Annotated in this window: 16 protein-coding genes; 9 read left to right on the top strand and 7 right to left on the bottom strand. The window is 69.7% G+C overall.

The genetic code is table 11. From position 1 onward, the window contains the following. The first annotated feature begins 81 nt into the window (after window positions 1-81). The gene (locus BLA15945_RS04685; RefSeq protein ID WP_174991624.1) at window positions 82-3,147 is read left to right on the top strand and encodes a heavy metal translocating P-type ATPase; all 3,066 of its coding nucleotides are present in this window, start codon (window positions 82-84) and stop codon (window positions 3,145-3,147) included. Window positions 3,148-3,316: 169 nt separating this feature from the next. Here BLA15945_RS04685 and BLA15945_RS04690 read toward each other — a convergent pair whose 3' ends face one another. The 4 genes from BLA15945_RS04690 to BLA15945_RS04705 form a co-directional block, all read right to left on the bottom strand. Next, window positions 3,317-3,796, bottom strand: coding sequence for a GNAT family N-acetyltransferase (locus BLA15945_RS04690; RefSeq protein ID WP_174991625.1), 480 nt, complete (start codon window positions 3,794-3,796; stop codon window positions 3,317-3,319). 159 nt (window positions 3,797-3,955) lie between these two features. Continuing rightward, the gene (locus BLA15945_RS04695; protein ID WP_174991626.1) at window positions 3,956-4,111 is read right to left on the bottom strand and encodes a hypothetical protein; all 156 of its coding nucleotides are present in this window, start codon (window positions 4,109-4,111) and stop codon (window positions 3,956-3,958) included. A 175-nt stretch (window positions 4,112-4,286) separates the two neighbouring features. Next, window positions 4,287-5,654 (bottom strand): flagellar hook-length control protein FliK, encoded by a 1,368-nt coding sequence (locus tag BLA15945_RS04700; RefSeq protein WP_174991627.1) that lies wholly within the window; start codon window positions 5,652-5,654, stop codon window positions 4,287-4,289. 92 nt (window positions 5,655-5,746) lie between these two features. After that, window positions 5,747-6,445: an MgtC/SapB family protein gene (locus tag BLA15945_RS04705; RefSeq protein ID WP_174991628.1), complete on the bottom strand. Its 699-nt coding sequence runs from the start codon at window positions 6,443-6,445 to the stop codon at window positions 5,747-5,749. 115 nt (window positions 6,446-6,560) lie between these two features. Here BLA15945_RS04705 and BLA15945_RS04710 point away from each other — a divergent pair, with 115 nt between their 5' ends. Next, complete coding sequence (locus BLA15945_RS04710; protein WP_174991629.1) at window positions 6,561-7,670, top strand: AGE family epimerase/isomerase; 1,110 nt, start codon at window positions 6,561-6,563, stop codon at window positions 7,668-7,670. Here BLA15945_RS04710 and BLA15945_RS04715 read toward each other — a convergent pair. Further along, window positions 7,643-9,262, bottom strand: coding sequence for a methyl-accepting chemotaxis protein (locus tag BLA15945_RS04715; RefSeq protein WP_174991630.1), 1,620 nt, complete (start codon window positions 9,260-9,262; stop codon window positions 7,643-7,645). The two genes, BLA15945_RS04710 and BLA15945_RS04715, sit on opposite strands and share 28 nt — an antisense overlap. 270 nt (window positions 9,263-9,532) lie before the next feature. Between BLA15945_RS04715 and BLA15945_RS04720 the strand changes: the two genes are divergently transcribed. Further along, window positions 9,533-9,976, top strand: coding sequence for a PaaI family thioesterase (locus tag BLA15945_RS04720; protein WP_059238587.1), 444 nt, complete (start codon window positions 9,533-9,535; stop codon window positions 9,974-9,976). Window positions 9,977-10,038: 62 nt separating this feature from the next. Here BLA15945_RS04720 and BLA15945_RS04725 read toward each other — a convergent pair whose 3' ends face one another. Together BLA15945_RS04725 and BLA15945_RS04730 are read right to left on the bottom strand one after the other, a co-directional pair. Then, on the bottom strand, window positions 10,039-11,091 hold the full coding sequence (locus tag BLA15945_RS04725) for a CaiB/BaiF CoA transferase family protein (RefSeq protein WP_059238585.1): 1,053 nt from the start codon (window positions 11,089-11,091) through the stop codon (window positions 10,039-10,041). Window positions 11,092-11,185: 94 nt separating this feature from the next. Then, window positions 11,186-11,953 (bottom strand): IclR family transcriptional regulator, encoded by a 768-nt coding sequence (locus BLA15945_RS04730; protein ID WP_059238583.1) that lies wholly within the window; start codon window positions 11,951-11,953, stop codon window positions 11,186-11,188. 138 nt (window positions 11,954-12,091) lie between these two features. Between BLA15945_RS04730 and BLA15945_RS04735 the strand changes: the two genes are divergently transcribed. The 6 genes from BLA15945_RS04735 to BLA15945_RS04760 all read left to right on the top strand — a co-directional run bounded on the left by BLA15945_RS04735 (window position 12,092) and on the right by BLA15945_RS04760 (window position 18,637). Then, entirely contained in the window at window positions 12,092-12,874 is a 783-nt protein-coding gene (locus BLA15945_RS04735) for a crotonase/enoyl-CoA hydratase family protein (protein ID WP_059238580.1), read from the top strand. Window positions 12,875-12,954: 80 nt separating this feature from the next. Continuing rightward, complete coding sequence (locus tag BLA15945_RS04740; RefSeq protein WP_059240878.1) at window positions 12,955-14,175, top strand: CaiB/BaiF CoA transferase family protein; 1,221 nt, start codon at window positions 12,955-12,957, stop codon at window positions 14,173-14,175. After that, window positions 14,172-14,972 carry an enoyl-CoA hydratase/isomerase family protein gene (locus BLA15945_RS04745; protein ID WP_174991631.1) on the top strand — a complete coding sequence of 267 codons (801 nt, stop codon included), beginning with the start codon at window positions 14,172-14,174 and terminating at the stop codon, window positions 14,970-14,972. The genes BLA15945_RS04740 and BLA15945_RS04745 overlap by 4 nt, the downstream gene beginning before the upstream one ends. Window positions 14,973-15,058: 86 nt before the next feature. Beyond that, the gene (locus BLA15945_RS04750) at window positions 15,059-16,111 is read left to right on the top strand and encodes a porin (RefSeq protein WP_174991632.1); all 1,053 of its coding nucleotides are present in this window, start codon (window positions 15,059-15,061) and stop codon (window positions 16,109-16,111) included. 10 nt (window positions 16,112-16,121) lie between these two features. Continuing rightward, window positions 16,122-17,444: an MFS transporter gene (locus tag BLA15945_RS04755; RefSeq protein WP_174991633.1), complete on the top strand. Its 1,323-nt coding sequence runs from the start codon at window positions 16,122-16,124 to the stop codon at window positions 17,442-17,444. Window positions 17,445-17,482: 38 nt separating this feature from the next. Further along, entirely contained in the window at window positions 17,483-18,637 is a 1,155-nt protein-coding gene (locus BLA15945_RS04760) for an acyl-CoA dehydrogenase family protein (protein ID WP_174991634.1), read from the top strand. Window position 18,638: the final 1 nt, after the last annotated feature.

The following is an 18,638-nucleotide window of genomic DNA, read 5'->3' on the forward strand; positions in this document are numbered from 1 at the left end:
TCTGGTGCTTGACCTTACCATCATGGGAATGTTGATACTGGAACCATTCGCGGCACAAACCGCGCTTTTGGGGAATCCGACATGACAGAACCACTTGCCTCCGCAGCGCTGCAAACGATCGAGCTGAGCGTCGACGGCATGCATTGCGGCGGCTGCACGGGCCGCGTGCAGCGGGCGCTGGCCGCCGTGCCGGGCGTCGTCGATGCTGCGGTCGATCTCGATGCGCATGCGGCGACGGTGACCGCGCAGGACACGGTCGAGCCCGGCCGGCTCGTCGACGCAATCCACGAAGCCGGTTACCGCGCGGCCGTGCGCGAAGTGGCCGTTGAAGCCGCCGCGGCCGCACCGGCGGAGCATGTGCAGCACGAAGCAGCGCCGTCCGCAGCGACCATGCTTCCTCCCGCCGCCGCCACGATCGAGCTCGATATCGACGGCATGACCTGTGCGTCATGCGTGTCGCGCGTCGAAAAGGCGCTGGCGAAAGTGCCGGGCGTCACGCACGCATCGGTCAACCTGGCGACCGAACGCGCCACCGTCGACGCGTCGGCGGGGGTTTCCGCAGCGCAACTGGCGGATGCCGTGAAGCAGGCCGGCTATGGTGCGACGCCCGCGGTGCCGGACACCGCCATCCCGGCCGCCGTCGCCGCCTTGCCCGCCACGCCCGCCAGCATCGAAATCGACATCGACGGGATGACCTGTGCGTCTTGCGTGTCGCGCGTCGAAAAAGCACTGGCAAACGTGCCGGGTGTCACGCGTGCGTCGGTCAACCTCGCGACCGAACGCGCCACCGTCGACGCCACAGCCGGCGTGTCCGCCGCGCGGCTCGCCGAAGCGGTGAAACAGGCCGGTTACGGCGCGACACCGGTCGCCGCCGCCACGCCGCCCGCAGTCTCCGCCTCCGCCGGACTCGAACTCGACATCGGCGGCATGACCTGCGCGTCCTGCGCCGGCCGCGTCGAAAAAGCGCTGGCCGCCGTGCCGGGCGTCGCGCGCGCGACGGTCAATCTCGCGACCGAGCGCGCATCGGTGCATGGCGCCGGCGCACTCGACGCCGCCACGCTGATCGCGGCGGTCACCACAGCCGGCTACCGTGCATCGCTCGCCGCCGCGCCGTCAGCCGGCGCAACGGCCGGCACCGACGCGCAACCGGCCAGCCCCGCGCAGGACCCCGATGCCCGCAAGCGCCGCGAAGCGGTGCGCGAACGCAACCTCGTGATCTGGTCCGCCGTGCTGAGCGCACCGCTCGTCGCACCGATGCTCGTCGCGCCGTTCGGCATCGACCTGATGTTGCCCGGCTGGCTGCAGCTCGTGCTCGCGTCGATCGTGCAGTTCGGCTTCGGCGCGCGCTTCTACCGCGCGGCCTGGCATGCGGTGAAGGCGCGCACCGGCAACATGGACCTGCTCGTCGCACTCGGTACGTCGGCCGCATACGGCCTGAGCCTGTGGATGCTGCTGCGCGATCCCGCGCATCCCGGCCATCTGTATTTCGAGGCGTCGGCCGTCATCGTCACGCTCGTGCGCTTCGGCAAATGGCTCGAATCGCGCGCGAAGCGCCAGACCACCGAGGCGATCCGTGCGCTGAACGCGCTGCGCCCCGACCGTGCGCGCGTCGTCGAGCACGGCGTCGAGCGCGACGTGCCGCTGGCGCAGGTGCGCGTCGGCACGCAGGTCAGCATCCGGCCCGGCGAGCGCGTGCCCGTCGACGGCCGGATCGTGTCGGGCCGCTCGCACATCGACGAATCGCTGATCACCGGCGAAAGCCTGCCGGTACCGAAAGACGACGGCGACGCCGTCACGGCCGGCTCGATCAACGGCGAAGGCGCGCTCGTCGTCGAAACCACCGCGATCGGCGCGGAAACGACGCTCGCGCGCATCATTCGCCTCGTCGAATCCGCGCAGGCCGAGAAGGCGCCGATCCAGCGGCTCGTCGATCGGGTCAGCGAGGTGTTCGTGCCGGCGATCCTCGGCATCGCCGTGCTGACGCTGGTCGGCTGGCTGATCGCCGGCGCCGGGACGGAAACCGCGATCCTCAACGCGGTCGCGGTGCTCGTGATTGCATGCCCGTGCGCGCTCGGTCTCGCGACGCCCGCCGCGATCATGGCCGGCACGGGCGTGGCAGCCCGGCACGGCGTGCTGATCAAGGACGCGCAAGCGCTCGAACTCGCGCAACGCACGACCGTGATCGCGTTCGACAAGACCGGCACGCTGACCGAAGGCAAGCCGTCCGTGACGGCGTTCGAAGCCGTCGGCGCGTCGCGCCCCGACGCGCTCGCGCTTGCGGCGGCCGTGCAGCGGCAGAGCGACCATCCGCTCGCGCGTGCCGTGGTCGCCGCATACGATGCGGACGTTGCCGCGCGCGGCGACACCACGCCGCCGGCCGTCGCGGCCGATGCACGCGCGGTGGCCGGACGCGGCGTGGAGGCGCGTGTCGGCGGCCAGCTGCTCGCGCTCGGCAGCACGCGCTGGCGCGACGAGCTCGGCATCGCGGTGCCGCCCGAGCTCGACGCCCGCGCGGCCGAACTCGAACGCGCCGGCAACACGATCTCGTGGCTGATGCGTGCCGATGCGCCGCGCACGTTGCTCGCGCTGATCGCGTTCGGCGACACCGTGAAGCCGCGCGCCCGCGACGCGATCGCGGCGCTGTCCGCGCGCGGCGTCGTCAGCGCACTCGTGACCGGCGACAACCGCGGCAGCGCGGCGGCCGTCGCGGCGTCGCTCGGCATCGGCGAAGTGCACGCGCAAGTGCTGCCCGACGACAAGGCGCGCGTCGTCGCCGAGCTGAAGCGCACGCACGGCGGAATCGTCGCGATGGTCGGTGACGGGATCAACGATGCGCCCGCGCTCGCCGCGGCCGATGTCGGCATCGCGATGGCGACCGGCACGGACGTCGCGATGCACACGGCCGGTATCACGCTGATGCGCGGCGACCCGGCGCTCGTCGCCGACGCGATCGACATCTCGAAACGCACGTACCGGAAGATCCAGCAGAACCTGTTCTGGGCATTCGTCTACAACCTGGTCGGCGTGCCGCTCGCGGCATTCGGCTTGCTGAACCCGGTGATCGCGGGCGCGGCGATGGCGTTTTCGAGCGTCAGCGTCGTGACGAACGCATTGCTGCTGCGGAGATGGAAAGGCCGCGCACGCTGAAGCGTGCCGGTGGCGCTGGCCGGATGGCAGAACGGCCGTTCGGCCATCGGCCATCGGCCATCGGCCATCGGCCAACAGGAAGGATCGGGAGGCGTGCCGGCGCTGGCCGGTTGCGGCGTGTCGAACCTCGAACCGGCAGCGCGTCACGACGCATCGCCGGCCGGCGGATTCAGTCCGACACGACCGGCTTGATCAACGTCGTCGTGATTGGCGCGAAGCCGCACGCGCGATACAGCGCACGGGCGGCCGTGTTGTGATTGAACACCGACAGACCGATCTCAGTGATGCCGTACCGGCGCGCCTCGGCGTCGAGCGCATCGAGCGTGCGCGTGGCCCAGCCCTGGCGGCGCCGGGACGGGACGATGTCGAGGTCGTAGATGAACAGCGTGCGGTTCGGCCCTTCGGGCACGATCGCGTACCAGAGGTCGCCCACCGCGTCGCCGCCGGCGCCGTCGATGAGCATCACGAGGGTCTGGCCGGCTGTCAGCAGGCCGTCCGGAAGGAGCGTGTCGAAACAGGCGCGCGCACGATCGGCGGCGTCTTCGACAGCGTTTTGTCCGGATGAAACGAGATCGCGCGCGTAGCCGTCGATGGCTCGCGTGCGGTATGCACGGAATTCGCCGGCCGTCATCGGCCGCATCTGCAACATGGCCCGGTCGCCGCAAAGGGAATCGGACTTCCAGTGTAGCGGGACGGTCGCACCGGCGCGCAACGCGACGGTGGAAAGCGGGCAGGCGGGTGCAGCGAGCGCCGCGCCGAATCAGCGAATCAGCGAATCAGCGAATCAGCGAATCAGCGAATCAGCGAATCAGCGACGGTACAGGACGATCGGCACGAGGTGCGCACGGCGCACGCGCTCGGCTTCGGCGCGACGCGCAGCGTACGAGTATTCGGCGTCGAGCGGCAGATGCGGGGACACGAACAGGTCGTCGATCTTTTGCAGCACGGCGAGGATGAAGCTCATGTGAGACTCCTGACAGATGTGACTAGGGTTATCCCTTAGATGACCTCCATTCTAAGGGTTTTCCCTGAACTCTGCCAGTGAACCGCATCCGTTTGCCGCAGGCGCGCAACAGCCGATCGCCGGTGCAGACCGGCGATCCTTGCTCCGTCAGGCTTTCATGATAGGGTCGAAACGATTAACGCGCGCGATGAGCACGCTTCGCGACGGCCGCCTCGCGGTTCGCGTTGCGCTGCAGCCGGTCGACTTGCGACAGCAGCGCTTCGTGGTGCTCTTCGAGCGTCATCAGCGTTGCCTGCTGCGTCGACAGATCGGCCGCGAGGCGATCGATCCGCTGCTGCTTCGACGCCACGTCCTGCTTCAGGTGCGCGATCTGCCGCGTTTGCATCACCAGTGCAACGAGCCCCGCCAGCACGACGACGGCCAGCGCCAGCAGCAGGCGGTTGACGCGGCGCATCTCGCGATCGGCCGTGTGCGTCAGGCCGTCCACGTCGGCCTGCAGCGCGGCGAGCCGGTCGGTCAGCGGGCGCAGGTGCGTGTCCGGGTCGAACGCCGGCGCGGCCGGCTGCGCGCGCTCCGACGACGGCCTGGTCACGAAAGACGCGGCGGATGCCACCGGCTGCGTGACCGGCGACGGCGAAACGTCGGGCTGAGGCGTCGCTTCGCCGGGCTTCGCGGAATGCGCGGCGCTGGCCGGCTCGGCCGGCTGCGCCGGCGTCTGCGGTTCGACCGGCGCAGCGGCAACCGGCGGCAAGTTCGATTCGGTCGCTTCCGGCGTCGAGTCGGCGCGCGTCGCAACCGCTCCGGATCGCGTTGCCGCCGCTTCGCCTGCACCGGCAGCCGCGCGGCGTTTGCCGCCCGACGATGGGCGGCGCTCTTTCACGGCATCGCCGGAGGCTTTCCCGTCGCGCGATTTGACGGCCACGACCTCGGCCGCGGGCTGCTCGACTTCAGCATCCGCCGCTGGCGATTCGATCGCCTTTGCCGCAGCGCCATCGGACGTTTGCAGCGTGGTTGCCGCCTTCATCGCGTCGTCGGCCGCAGGCACGCCGGCCTTCGTGGCCACGCCATCGGCCGCAGGCAGATCGGCTGCCTTCGTGACGCGCCCCGCTGCCGATGTACCGGCGGCGTCCGCGGCCGCATCACCTTCCGGCGTCGAAACACCCTCGGCTGCCGCCACGACATCCGGCGTCGCCGCACCTTCCGCTGCCGCGTGCACAGCCGAGGCCGCGATCGCCCCCTCCGGCGCGATGAACCCGTCCAGCGAGGCCTGTCGCCCGTCCGCGACACCGGCTGCCGCGTCGTCTTCCACGACAGCCTCATCGCGCGCCGCACCCGGCGCACGCTCGCCCGGCTCGAGCACCGGATCGCCGAACAGGTCGAGCGTCCGTTCGTCCCGCAGCGCATCGCCGGCCGGCGCGTTGCCGGGCCGCGCCGTCGCCCTTGCGGACGTGCTGCCTGCGGCAGCGGCCGAGCGCTGGCGGGAACGGGTCGACGAACGACTGGAACGGGAACGGGGGCGAGGCAAGGAAACGGATTCGGTCATGGAAATCGGATGGCGGGGCCCGCAGGCGCGGAACCGGATGTCGAACGGAATCGGTGGTCGGTCATTGTCGCATGCCCCGTTGCCGATTCAGCCTATTCGTCGCCCGACAGCCCGTTGCCCTCTTCGAAACGCGTGACACCCTTCAGCGCCCGCAGCTTGTCGCAGATCGCCCGGTATTCGAGTTCCGACACCCGCGCGAGCGCGATGCGCACTTCGTCGTGCTCGCCCGTATCGTCGGCGCGCTGCACGATGAACTGCTTCACGCGCGCACTGTCCGGGCCGAGCGCCGCGTGCAGCGAATCGAACGTCAACGCGCCGCTCACGACCGTCAGCGCGAGCTGGCGCCGCTGGCGCACCGTGAAGTAGCGTCGTTCCAGCGGCTTGATGCCGGCCAGGATGATCAGGATGATGATGGTCGCCGAAATCGACGCGAGATAGAGCCCGCCGCCCACCGCGAGGCCGATCGCGGCGACCGACCACAGGCTCGCGGCCGTCGTCAGCCCGCGCACGATCTCGCCGCGCAGCAGGATCGAGCCCGCGCCGAGGAAGCCGATCCCCGACACGACCTGCGCGGCGATCCGCGACGGATCGAGCACGACGTGGTCGCTGCTGCCGAGCACGTCGGCGAAGCCGAACGCCGACACGATCATGATCAGCGTCGAGCCGACGCACACCAGCATGTGCGTGCGCAGGCCGGCCGCCCAAGACAGGCGCTCGCGCTCGAAGCCGATGACACTGCCGAGCGCCGCCGCCAGAACGAGCCGCATCACGAGTTCCAGGTTGCTGAGCATCCGATTTCTCTCCTTTTTTTGGTGCCGGCCGCGCGGAATGTTTTATCCTTGGCCCCGGCCGCGCCGATCCTCCGGGCCGCGCCGACACGTTTCGATCCAAGCGCTCAACCCCGTCATGCCCGTTTCCGACTCCGCTTCCGCCCAGGCCGCCCAGCTGCGCCACCATTTCGCGCACGTCGTCTTGCCGATCTGGCGGGGTTCAGGGTTCGACCAGACATTGCAGTTGCCGTTCGAGGCCGTCGATCCGGCCACCCACGCGCCGCTGCCCGTCACCCGTTATCGCGCAATGGCGTGCGCACGGCAACTGTTTGTGTTCGCGCAGGCCGGCGACACCGCGCACGCGGCCACGCTGTTCGACGCACTGTGCCGGCACTTTCGCGACGCGCGCCACGGCGGCTGGATCTACAGCGTCGACGCGCAGGGCGCGCCGCTCGATACGACCAAGGATCTCTATACGCACGCGTTCATCGTGTTCGCGTGCGCTGCGTGGCATGCAGCGTCGGGCGACGCCGCCGCGCGCAAAGTGGCCGAGGAGACTGCCGGGCTGATCCAGGACCGCTTCGCGCCGCACCACGGCGACGCGCTGCTCGATGCGGCGCGACACGCCGATTTCTCGTCGTCCGGCAGCGGGGCGCTGCAGAATCCGCTGATGCACCTGACCGAAGCGTGGCTCGCGGCCGCCGATGCCTTCGGCGACGCGGCGTTCGACGATGCGCTGACGCGCACCGCGCAGGCCGTCGAGCGCACGTTCGTCGACGCGGCCACCGGCTGCGTGGCCGAACTGCCGCTTGGCGCAGCCGACAACCGTTTCGAACCCGGCCATCAGTTCGAGTGGTTCTATCTGGTCGATGCGGCCGGCGCGCGGCTCGCGCAGACCGCGCTCCCCGCCGCGCTGTCGCGCGCGTTCACGTTCGCGGAGCAATACGGTGTCGATCCGCAGACGGGCGGCGTCTGTGCGGCGCTCGATGCGCAAGGTGCATGCGTCGACGGCACGCAGCGGATCTGGGCGCAGACCGAATACCTGCGCGCGCTCGCGACGCACGGCGGCACGCCGGCCTCCGCGCCGCTCGCGCGGCAGATCGAGCGGTTCGCCGCGCGCTTCCTGCATCCGCGCGGCTGGTTCGAGTGCAAGACGGCAGACGGGCAGGTGGCGCGCGCCGACATGCCGTCGACGACGCCCTACCACCTCGCGACCGCCTACGCGGCGCTGCCGGCCGGTTCGTAACCCGCCCCGGCGAACGACGGCGCCGCGCGCTCGCCGCGTGCGGAACGTCCGTCACCCAGCTCGAACACCGACACCGCCTGCATCAGGTGTGCGGTCTGGTCGTTCAGCGACGCGGCCGCCGCCGCGACTTCCTCGACCAGCGCCGCGTTCTGTTGCGTGAGCTGATCCATCTGCGTGACGGCCTGATTCACCTGCTCGATCCCGACGCTCTGCTCGACCGACGCCGAGGTGATCTCCGACATCGTCTGCACGACGCGCGTAATCGACGCCGACACCGTCCGCATCGCATCGCCGGCGCGCTCGACGAGCGCTGCGCCACCGTTGATCTGCGCGACCGAATCCTCGATCAACGCCTTGATCTCCTTCGCCGATTGCGCGCTGCGCTGCGCGAGCGAGCGCACTTCACCTGCGACCACCGCGAAACCACGCCCCTGTTCGCCGGCCCGCGCAGCCTCGACCGCCGCGTTCAGCGCGAGGATGTTGGTCTGGAACGCGATGCCGTCGATCACCGAGATGATCTCCGCGATCCGCCCCGAGCTCTGCGCAATGCCGCGCATCCGGTCGATCACGCTGTCGACCACGCCGCCGCCGTGGCCCGTCGCTTCGAGCGCCGCGTCGGCCAGCGCGCTGGCTGCGCGTGCGCTGTCGGTGTTCTGCCGGACGGTTGCGGTCAGTTCCTCCATGCTCGCGGCCGTTTCCTCGAGCGACGCGGCCTGCGTGCCCGTGCGCGCCGACAGGTCGGCGTTGCCGCCCGCGATCTCGCCCGCGCCGAGGTGGATCGCGTCGGACGCCTGGCGCACCGTGCGCACGGTGCCCGCGATGCTCGCCTGCATCGTGGCGAGGCCGCGCAGCATCCGGTCGATTTCGAACACACCGCCCGCGCGCACGGCTTCGTCGAGCCGGCCCTGCGCGATCCGCTCGAAGTGGCGGCCGGCTTCCTCCAGCGGTGCGACCACCGCGCGCCGTGCAGCCGCGTAGATCGCGGCGCTCGCCGCGAGCATCGCCACCAGCAGCACGATGCCGACCGACTTGAACCAGAGCATGCCGCCGTCGATCGTGTCGAGGGCCGCGCGGCTCGATGCGCCGCCGTAGTCGGTGAAGCGGTGCAGTTCGGCGATATAGGCGTCCTGGATGCTTTGCGTCGGCTGGTCGAGGAAAGCCTGGATGTTGTCGGCGTCGAGGAACTGCACGAGTTCGCCCAGCGCGCCGCGCAGCGCGCGATAACGCTCGGTCAGCGCCGCGACGCGTGCGCGGTTCGTGTCGTCGACCGCCTGCGCGGCCGTCAGCACGGCAAACGCCTTGTCCGCTTCCGCGAGCGACGCGCCTGCATGACGGATGATGTCTTCCGGCTTCGGGCCACCGCGCACCATCCGCGTGCCGGCGCGCGACAGGTTGATGCGCGCGTCGAGCAGCTGCTCGGTCGCCCGGCTGGCCGCGCCGACCTGCGCGATCGCGACGTTCGACAGATCGTCGACGCCGCTACGCGTCGACGTGAGCGCCCAGAAGCCGAGCGCTTCGATCGCGAGCAGGAAGAGGCAAAACACGGTCAACACGCCGAGCAGACCCGACGCGAGCTTGATTTTTCCGAACATGGGGAGGTTCCTGGAGAGCGGACGATGAAGCAATGCCCCGGCATTAGCGGCATTTCTTCGTCGGACTTTAGGAACGGAACGCGGCAAAGTTCGCGTTGCCCGCGCATTCCCGCGGAATCGCCCGCAAACCGGGAGATCTCCGGTATTTGACGCAATAATCGCGTCGCATCGCACCGGAATTTGCAGGAAATGCGGACGAATTTCCTTGCTTATCCGCAGCCCCCTTCCTAGAGTTCAGCGCAAGCGGGCACTCATTTCGAAGGAAGTTCGATGACCGACATCACGGACCACGCGCGCGGCGCATTGCGCGCGCAACCGTTCAGCATGCTGCTGGGCACGGAGCTGATGCATATCGGCGACAACGAAGTGTCGCTGTGTCTGCCCGTGCGCGAGGAACTGCGGCAGCAGCACGGTTTCGTGCACGGCGGCGTCATCAGCTATCTCGCGGACAATGCGCTGACGTTCGCGGGCGCGCTCGTGCTCGGCCCGCGCGTGATCACCGCGGAATACAAGATCAACTACCTGCGGCCGGCCGTGAACGGCACGCTCGTCGCGCGCGCGAAGCTCGTTTATGCGGGACGGCACCAGGCGACCTGCCAGTGTCACGTGTTCGTCATCGACGGCGATCACGAGCGGCTCGTCGCGATCGCGCAAGGCACGATCAACCGCGTCGGCGACGGGAAGATGTCGGATGCGCCGGAGGAAACGGCGTGAGACGGGCCGGATAACGGTCTGAGCGGCCGCTACCCGATTTCGCACAGCAAGCCTTCGCGCCGCTAACCGGCGGCGTCGTCAGCCAGCGGCAAGAAACGCGGCGCCACGCGCGCCCGCACGTTTCCGTTCTCGTCAGTTCGATAGATCCCGCGCGCCGCGTTGTGCGGATGTACGGCCGCGTCGGCCACGCTCAGCACCGGCGCGAAACACGCGTCCGTGCCTTCGAGCAGCGCGCGCCAGTGCGCGGACGGCTGCTGCGCGAACACGTCGGCAAAACGCGCCTTCAGCGCCGGCCAGCGCGCGCGGTCGTACTGCGATGCCGGATCGACGTCGGCCAGCCCGAGCCGTTCGACCAGCAACGCATAGAACGGCGGTTCGAGCGCGCCGATCGTCACGTACTCGCCGTCCGCGCAGCGATACACGTCGTAGAACGGCGCATCGTGGAACAGGCTCGGCTGCGCGCCGTCGAGCTGCCCGTTCGCTCGCGCCCACAGCGCAAGCGAGCCGAGCATCGACACGATGTCGACGATCGCGCCGTCGACCACGCGCCCCGGCCCGCCGCCGCGAACGTCGAACAGCGCGCAGACGATCCCGAACGCGAGCCCGAGCGCGCCGCCCGCATCGCCGACGACGGTCGGCGGCACGCCCGGCCGGCCGTCGCGCGGCGCGGACAGCGACAGCAGCCCCGTCAGCGCGACGTAGTTCAGGTCGTGCCCGGCCGCGGCCGCGAGCGGGCCGTGCTGCCCCCAGCCGGTCATCCGCCCGTACACGAGCTTCGGGTGGCGGCGCGAGCAATCGTCGGGCCCGAGACCGAGCCGCTCCATCACGCCGGGCCGCAGCCCCTCGATCAGCGCATCGGCCTGTGCGATCAGGTCGAGCGCCGCATCGCGGCCGGCCGGCGCCTTCAGGTCAAGCTCGACGATCGTCTTGCCTTCGCGCAGCAGATCGCCGTCGCGGGCCCGCAGCGCGTCCGGCGCGCTCGTGCGGCCGGACGGGCGCGCGATCAGCGTGATCCGTGCGCCCATCCCGGCGAGCATCCAGCCCGCGAGCGGGCCGGGGCCGAGACCTTCGAATTCGACGATGTGGATGCCGGAAAGCGGCGCGTTCAATGCCATGGCGACCTCGCTGAAATGCAGCCGGAACAGGAGCGGCGAAACTTCCCGATTCTATGCGAATGCCGGCTCGCGCCGGCGTCGGCCGACTAGTCGACTAGCCGGCTGCCGCATCCGGACGCCGTGCGTCAAGCGCCTCCCGCATCGCCTTCACGATCGCGTCGCGACGCGCGTCGATCCTCTCGACGGGACCGGCCACCCCCATCGCCAGCGGCAGGCCGTTCCAGCCGTCCGCGATCACCATCGAGATCATCGCCGCGCCCTGCGTGACCGTATGCGCCGAATACGAATAGCCGAGCCGGCGCGTCTGTTCGACCTTGTCGAGCACGACATCCTCGTCGATCGTCCTGCCCGACTTCCCGATCCTGCGGATGCTGCGCGAGACGAGCCGGCGGATCGCGCTGTCCGGCTGAAGGCTCAGCAGCGCCCAGCCGAGCCCCGACATACACATCTCGCGACGCGTGCCGATCGGCGCGTAGAACTGGATCGGAATCGTATGCGAACCCTCGACCGCATCGATGTACTGCACGTACAGATCGCTCTGCACCGCGATCACGACCGCCTCGTGCGTACGTGCCGCCAGTCGCTTCGCGACGGCATGCCAGTGCCGCCGGCTGCCGGCCGCCGAATCGACCAGCGCTTCGCCGAGATTGACGAGCCGCGCGGTGGGCGCATACGCGTGGGTCGCGTCGTCGTACGCGAGATAGCCGAGCGCCTTCATGCTGGTCAGCAGCGCCGCCGCGCTCGACCCCGGATACCCGCAGCGCGTGGCGATCTCGCGCACGCTCAGCGGCCGCTGCAATGTGCTGAAGAGTTCCAGTACCTCGAACACGCGCGCCGCGCTCTTGACCACGTTTCCGCTCATCCCGCCCTCTCCGCAGCTACCGGGACGGGCCTTCCACATATGTGGAACGGAATTTCCCGCCGCCAACCGTCGTGACGATACTAGGCTTCGGCCCGCGACGTGAAGTCCCGCGGCACAGAACACACGGAGACACCAACCATGGCAGCCTTTCTGATCCGTGAACGGCAGGGCCCGATCCTGACCGTCACGATGAACCGTCCCGAAACCCGCAACGCCATTTCGGACACCGATGCGATCGACGCGCTGACCGAATGCTGCGACGACGCGAACCGCGACGAATCGATCCGCGTGCTGGTCCTGACCGGCGCCGGCACGACGTTCTCGTCGGGCGGCAACGTGAAGGCGATGCGCGCGTTCATGGAATCGGACCCGCACGATCTCGCCGCGATCCGGACCAGCTACCGTCGCGGCATCCAGCGCCTCGCCCAGGCGTTCCAGCATCTCGAAGTGCCGGCCATCGCGGCGGTCAACGGCCCGGCGATCGGCGCCGGCACCGATCTCGCGTGCATGTGCGACATCCGCATCGCCGCCGACCGCGCGCGCTTCGCCGAGAGCTTCATCGCCCTCGGCCTCGTGCCCGGCGACGGCGGCGCATGGTTCCTGCCGCAGATCGTCGGCGCCGCCGTCGCCGCGGAAATGTCGTTCACGGGCGACGCGCTGGACGCACAAGCGGCGCTGCGCTGCGGGCTCGTGTCGCGCGTCGTGCCCGACGGCGACCTCCTCGCGCACGCCCACGAACTCGCCGGCCGCATCGCCCGTCACTCGGGTACCGCGTTGCGCCTGACCAAGCGGCTGCTGCGCGAAGGCCGCCATGCAAGCCTCGACACGCTGCTCGACCTGTCCGCGTCGTACCAGGCGTTCGCGCACGCAACGCCCGAACATCGCGCGGCGGTCAACGCGCTGTTCGCCGCGCGCGGCTGAACCCGCGACACATCACGGCCGTGCAGCCGGCGCGTGCCGGACTGCCGGCGCATCGCATCCACATCGAAGGAGACATCGTCATGATCAGCAGTACCGAAGGCGCGCTCGCAGGCGTGCGCGTGGTGGACCTGAGCCGCGTCTATGCGGGGCCGTTCTGCGCGCAGACGCTCGCCGACCACGGCGCGGACGTCATCAAGATCGAACCGCCGCAGGGCGACGAGACGCGCGACTGGGGGCCCGCGATGCCGAACGGCATTTCCAGCTACTACTGGGGGCTCAACCGCAACAAGCGCAATCTCGCACTCGACCTGTCGCATCCCGACGGACGCGACGTGCTGTTCCGTCTGCTCGAAACAGCCGACGTGCTGATCGACAACTTCAAGCAAGGCACGCTCGAACGCTGGGGCATCGGCTACGAGGACTGCCTGCGCGAGCGCTTCCCGCGCCTCGTTCATTGCTCGATCTCCGGATACGGCACCGACGGCCCGCTCGCGCGCTTTCCGGGCTACGACGCCGTCGCGCAAGGCCTCGCCGGCTTCATGTCGATCAACGGCGAGCCGGGCGGCATGCCGCTCAAGGTGCCGTTCCCGGTCGTCGATTTCGCGGCCGGCCTGAGCGCGGTATCGAGCGTCCTGCTCGCACTGGTCGAACGGACGCGCTCCGGCCTCGGGCAGCACGTCGACATCGACCTGTTCAGCACCGCGCTGTCGATGCTGCATCCGGTCAGCACGAGCTGGATCGCGACCGGCGAGGTTCCCGTCGCGACCGGCAACGTGTACGGCGCGATCGCGCCGTACGGCGTCTATCCGTGCAAGGACAAGCCGGTCGCGACCGGCGCCGGCAACAACCGAACGTTCGCACGGCTCGTCGACGCGCTCGGCGTGCCCGAGCTGGCGCGCGACCCGCGGTTCGCGACCAACGCGCAGCGCGTCGCGCATCGCGACGCGCTCGACACGCTGCTCGGCCAGCTGACCGCCGAGCTGCGTGCCGACGACGTCGTCGAGCGGCTGATGCAGGCCGGCGTCGCGACCGGGCCGGTCAATACCGTCGCCGATGCATTCGGCCACCCGCAGGCCGCGCGCAACGCGATGTTCGTCGACACCGACACGTACACCGGCGCAGGCATCCCCGCCAAACTGTCACGCACGCCCGGCTCGATACGCCGGCCGCCCCAACCGTTCGCCGCCGACACCGACGCCGTGCTCGACGCGTTCGGCATCGACGCAGCGCGCCGGGATGTACTGCGGCAGGCTGGCGTACTCCACGACACGCGCGCGGACGCCACCGGGAGCACGTCATGAGCGCGTCCGGCTCGTTTTCCTCGCTGACGGGCGACGACGCGCCGTCGATCTTGCGCAACGACGACGACGGCATCGCGTGGCTGACGATCCATCGCCCGCACGTCGCCAATGCGCTGTCCGCCGAAGCGATCCGGCGCCTGTGCGACGAACTCGTCACGCTCGACGACAACCCGTCGATCCGCGTCATCGTGATCCGCGGCTCGGGCGAACGCGCGTTCAGCGCGGGCGTCGATCTCGGCGATCCCGAGATACGCGGGATGCAGCCGATGCGCGGGCTCGCCCGCAACGTGCACGAGCTGATTCTCGAACTGCGCAAGCCGACGATCGCGGCCGTCAACGGCCACGCCATCGGCGGCGGCTGCGAAATCGCGCTCGCGTGCGACCTGCGGATCGCCGCCGATCACGCGACCTTCGCGCTGCCCGAAGCGCGGGTCGGGATGGGCGCGAACTTCGCGAGCGTGCTGCTGCCGCGCCTGCTGCCGCGCGCGATCGCGATGGAGCTGCTGTTCACGGGCCGCCGCTTCGACGCGGACGAAGCGCAGCGCGCCGGCTTGCTGAACTGCGTCGTCCCCGGCGCCGCACTCGACGACACCGTGCGCGAACTGGCGCAGACGATCGCCGCGAACGCGCCGCTCACGATCCGCCGCATCAAGGAAACCGCGACGCGCAGCCAGGGGCTGCCGGTGGCCGCCGCGCTGCGGCTGGACGTCGGCCCCGACGTCTACGCGAGCGAGGACCGGATCGAGGGCGCCCGCGCGTTTCTCGAGAAGCGCAAGCCGGTATTCAAGGGGCGCTGAACCCGATACGGCACGGCGACACCCCGCGCGCAACCGCTCCCAGAACGCGGGCGCGCAAAAAAAAGACATGGAACGGAGACACCTTCATGCAACGGAAAGCACTCCTGATCGGCGCGTGCATGCTGTGCGCCACGTCGGCGCACGCGTCGTCGGTCACGCTGTACGGGATCGTCGACAGCTACGTCGAATTCGATCGCATCGGCAGCCTGTCGAGCGTGCGGCAAAGCGGCGGCGGCTCGTCGACGAGCCGCTTCGGCCTCACGGGCGTCGAGGATCTCGGCGGCGGCACATCGACGAAGTTCGTGCTGGAAAGCGGCTTCTCGCCGGCCGACGGATCGTTCCAGGGCGGCACGCTGTTCTACCGGCAGGCCTACGTGTCGCTGCAGAACACGCGCTACGGCGACCTCCGGCTCGGCCGGCAATACACGCCCGCGTTCTACGTCGTGTACGACGGCGATCCGTTCGGGCTCAACGAACGATTGTCGCCGCTCGCGCTGCTCGCGACGTCGACCGACACGATCACGAGCAACACGACCCCGCCGATTCCGCGCTTCAACCAGGCGGCGTCGTATCTGAGCCCCGACTGGAACGGCCTGCGCGTGATGGCCACGTACGGCTTTCCGACGCCGAACGCGCTGTCGACGCAAGCCGGGCGCAACTACGGCGCCGGGCTCCAGTACCGGATCGGCGGGCTCTACCTCGGCGCCGGCTTCCAGGGCGACACATCGGCCGGCAACCTGGCGCCCGTCGTCTCGCCGTCGACGACGCGCCACTACGTATTCGCGGCCAACTACGCGTTCGCGCGCGTCAAGCTGTACGCCGCGTTCCTGTACGGCGTCGGCACGGCGCCGCACCTGCCCGCGTTCTCGACCGCGAGCGCCGGCGCGTCGATCAACGTCGGCGCGCTCGATCGCGTGCTCGTCTCGATCGTGCGCCGCGACGTGAAAGGCTCGGCGAACGACGCGACCGCGCTCGGCGTCGGCTACGACCATCCGCTGTCGAAGCGCACCTCGCTCTATGCACGCTATCTCTACATGAAGAACGGCGGCGACGCCCGCAACACGGTCGTCGTCGGCCTGCAGCCGCAACCGGGCGGCACCGAGCAGGTGTTCGCGCTCGGCATCGTTCACCGCTTCTGACGGAGTGTCCATGACCCCGACCCTTTCCACTCACCCGGCCGCCGTCGACGAGCGCGCGACGCAGGCGCTCTACCGCCGGATCTCGCGCAGGCTGCTGCCGTTCCTGATCCTCTGCTACACGCTGTCGTTCATCGACCGGATCAACATCGGTTTCGCGCACGCGCAGATGGCCGCCGAACTGCACTTCTCCGACGCCGTCTACGGGCTCGGCGCGGGCATCTTCTTCATCGGCTACATGGCATTCGAGATTCCGAGCAACGCGTTGCTTGCGCGGATCGGTGCACGCAAGACGATCGCCCGGATCATGGTGCTGTGGGGGCTCGGCTCGGCCGCGACGATGTTCGTCACGACGCCCGCGCAGTTCTACGCGTGCCGCTTCCTGCTCGGCGTGTTCGAGGCCGGCTTCTTCCCCGGCATCCTGTTCTATCTCGGCGCGTGGTATCCGCCGCGGCAGCGCGCGAAGGCATTCGCGCTGTTCATGACCGCGCTGTACCTCGCGGGACTGATCGCCGGCCCCGTGTCGGGCGCGATCCTCTCTTACTTCGACGGCGCCGCCGGCCTGAGCGGCTGGCAATGGCTGTTCCTCGTCGAAGGGCTGCCGAGCAGCGTGCTCGGCCTCGTCGCGCTGCGCTTTCTCGACGACCGGCCGGACGACGCACGCTGGCTGTCGGATGCCGACAAGGCCGCGCTGCGCGCCGCGCATGCGCAGGCCGAAGCCGGCACGCCGGACGCAAACGCGGCGCGGCCACTGCTCGCACACCGCGACTTCTGGCTGCTGTGCGCGGCCAATTTCGCGATCGCGGCCGCCGGCTACGCGCTCGTGTTCTGGATGCCCGTGATCCTGCATCGCGGCGGGCTGCATGGCGCGATGCAGATCGGTCTGCTGTCCGCGCTCCCCTACCTGTGCGGCATCGTCGGCATGCTCGCGATGGGCTGGCGCACCGAGCGCCGGCGCGAATGGCGCGGGCACGGCGCCGGCGCGATGCTCGCGTGTGCGGCCGCGCTCGCCGGGCTGGCGAGCGTCGGCGGCACATCGCACCTGCTGATCGCGCTCTGCCTCGCGGTCGCCACGCACGCCGCGTCGTTGCCCGCTTTCTGGGTGCTGCCGGGGCTCGCACTGCCGAAGCGCTCGATGGCGGTCGCGATCGCGGCGATCACGATGTCCGGCGCGATCGGCGGGTTCGCGAGCCCGTTTCTGATGGGCGTGCTCAACACGGCCACCGGGTCGATGCGCGGCGGGCTGTATTTCAACGCCGCGCTGCTCGCGGCCGGCGCCATCGCGTTGCTCGGCACGCTGCGCGGCCGCGCGGTGTCACGCGCGAACGCCGGCTGACGGCATCGACCTCCCTTTTCTCCCACTCATCGACTCCCATGAATTTCGACCTTGAACTCGAACACCGGATGATCCGCGACCTCGTCGCACGTTTCGTGAAGGACGAGCTGATTCCGCTCGAAGCAGCCGTCATGGCGCGCGAGGCCGACGGCCAGCGTTTCGGGCTGCTCGACGATGAACGCTCGCACCTCGACGCGCGTTCCCGACAACTCGGCCTGTGGGGCCTCGACGCGCCACTCGATGCCGGTGGCTCGGACCTGCCGGCCGTCGCGATGGTCGGCGTGAACGAGGCGATCGGCACGACCGTGACACCGTACATCCTGCCGCCCGATTCACCGAACCTGCGGATGCTGTGCGAAGTGGCCGACGACGCACAGCGCGCGCGCTATCTCGACCCGTACGCACGCGGCGTCACGCACGCCGCGATGGCGATCTCCGAACCCGGCGCCGGCTCGGATCCGGGCGCGTTGTCGACGACGGCCGTGCGCGACGGCGACAGCTGGGTACTGAACGGCCGGAAGATCTGGATCAGCCACGCGCCTGAAGCCGACTGGACGATCGTGATGGCGCTCACCGATCGAAGCAAGGGCAAGCGCGGCGGCATGTCGGCGTTCATCGTCGATCGCGACACGCCGGGCTTCGTCATCGAGCGCCGGATCCCGATGATCGGCGGACTGTCGACGTATGAAATCGTGCTGGAGGACTGCCGCATTCCCGCGGCGCAACTGCTGGGCCAGGAAGGCGCCGGCTTCGCGCCGATGCAGGCACGGCTCGCGAACCGGCGGCTGGAGATGGCCGCGTGGTGCATCGGCCGCGCCGAGCGCGCGGTCACGATGCTGTGCGACTATGCGAAACAGCGCAAGACCTTCGGTGTGCCGCTCGCGGAACGCCAGGCGGTCCAGTGGTGGGTCGCCGACGCGCTCACGCAGATCCACGCGTGCCGCCTCATGACCTACGAAGCGGCCGCGCGCGTGGATGCCGGGCAGGATGCACGCACGCAGATTTCGATGGTCAAGGTGTTCGCCACCGAAACGGCATCGACCGTCATCGATCATGCGATGCAGACGCTCGGCGCGATGGGCATGACGAAGGAAATGCCGTTGCAGCAGATGGCCAGCGAAGCGCGGTTGATGCGCATCTTCGAAGGCCCGACCGAGGTGCACCGTTGGGTCATCGCGCGCAGCGTGCTCTGAC

This window comes from Burkholderia arboris (assembly GCF_902499125.1).
GTDB classification, from domain to species: domain Bacteria; phylum Pseudomonadota; class Gammaproteobacteria; order Burkholderiales; family Burkholderiaceae; genus Burkholderia; species Burkholderia arboris.

Bases quoted from the DNA above. Each gene is read 5' to 3' on its own strand.
- BLA15945_RS04685 (WP_174991624.1), top strand. From the start codon at position 82: ATGACAGAACCACTTGCCTCCGCAGCGCTGCAAACGATCGAGCTGAGC.
- BLA15945_RS04690 (WP_174991625.1), bottom strand. From the start codon at position 3,796: ATGTTGCAGATGCGGCCGATGACGGCCGGCGAATTCCGTGCATACCGC.
- BLA15945_RS04695 (WP_174991626.1), bottom strand. From the start codon at position 4,111: ATGAGCTTCATCCTCGCCGTGCTGCAAAAGATCGACGACCTGTTCGTG.
- BLA15945_RS04700 (WP_174991627.1), bottom strand. From the start codon at position 5,654: ATGACCGAATCCGTTTCCTTGCCTCGCCCCCGTTCCCGTTCCAGTCGT.
- BLA15945_RS04705 (WP_174991628.1), bottom strand. From the start codon at position 6,445: ATGCTCAGCAACCTGGAACTCGTGATGCGGCTCGTTCTGGCGGCGGCG.
- BLA15945_RS04710 (WP_174991629.1), top strand. From the start codon at position 6,561: ATGCCCGTTTCCGACTCCGCTTCCGCCCAGGCCGCCCAGCTGCGCCAC.
- BLA15945_RS04715 (WP_174991630.1), bottom strand. From the start codon at position 9,262: ATGTTCGGAAAAATCAAGCTCGCGTCGGGTCTGCTCGGCGTGTTGACC.
- BLA15945_RS04720 (WP_059238587.1), top strand. From the start codon at position 9,533: ATGACCGACATCACGGACCACGCGCGCGGCGCATTGCGCGCGCAACCG.
- BLA15945_RS04725 (WP_059238585.1), bottom strand. From the start codon at position 11,091: ATGGCATTGAACGCGCCGCTTTCCGGCATCCACATCGTCGAATTCGAA.
- BLA15945_RS04730 (WP_059238583.1), bottom strand. From the start codon at position 11,953: ATGAGCGGAAACGTGGTCAAGAGCGCGGCGCGCGTGTTCGAGGTACTG.
- BLA15945_RS04735 (WP_059238580.1), top strand. From the start codon at position 12,092: ATGGCAGCCTTTCTGATCCGTGAACGGCAGGGCCCGATCCTGACCGTC.
- BLA15945_RS04740 (WP_059240878.1), top strand. From the start codon at position 12,955: ATGATCAGCAGTACCGAAGGCGCGCTCGCAGGCGTGCGCGTGGTGGAC.
- BLA15945_RS04745 (WP_174991631.1), top strand. From the start codon at position 14,172: ATGAGCGCGTCCGGCTCGTTTTCCTCGCTGACGGGCGACGACGCGCCG.
- BLA15945_RS04750 (WP_174991632.1), top strand. From the start codon at position 15,059: ATGCAACGGAAAGCACTCCTGATCGGCGCGTGCATGCTGTGCGCCACG.
- BLA15945_RS04755 (WP_174991633.1), top strand. From the start codon at position 16,122: ATGACCCCGACCCTTTCCACTCACCCGGCCGCCGTCGACGAGCGCGCG.
- BLA15945_RS04760 (WP_174991634.1), top strand. From the start codon at position 17,483: ATGAATTTCGACCTTGAACTCGAACACCGGATGATCCGCGACCTCGTC.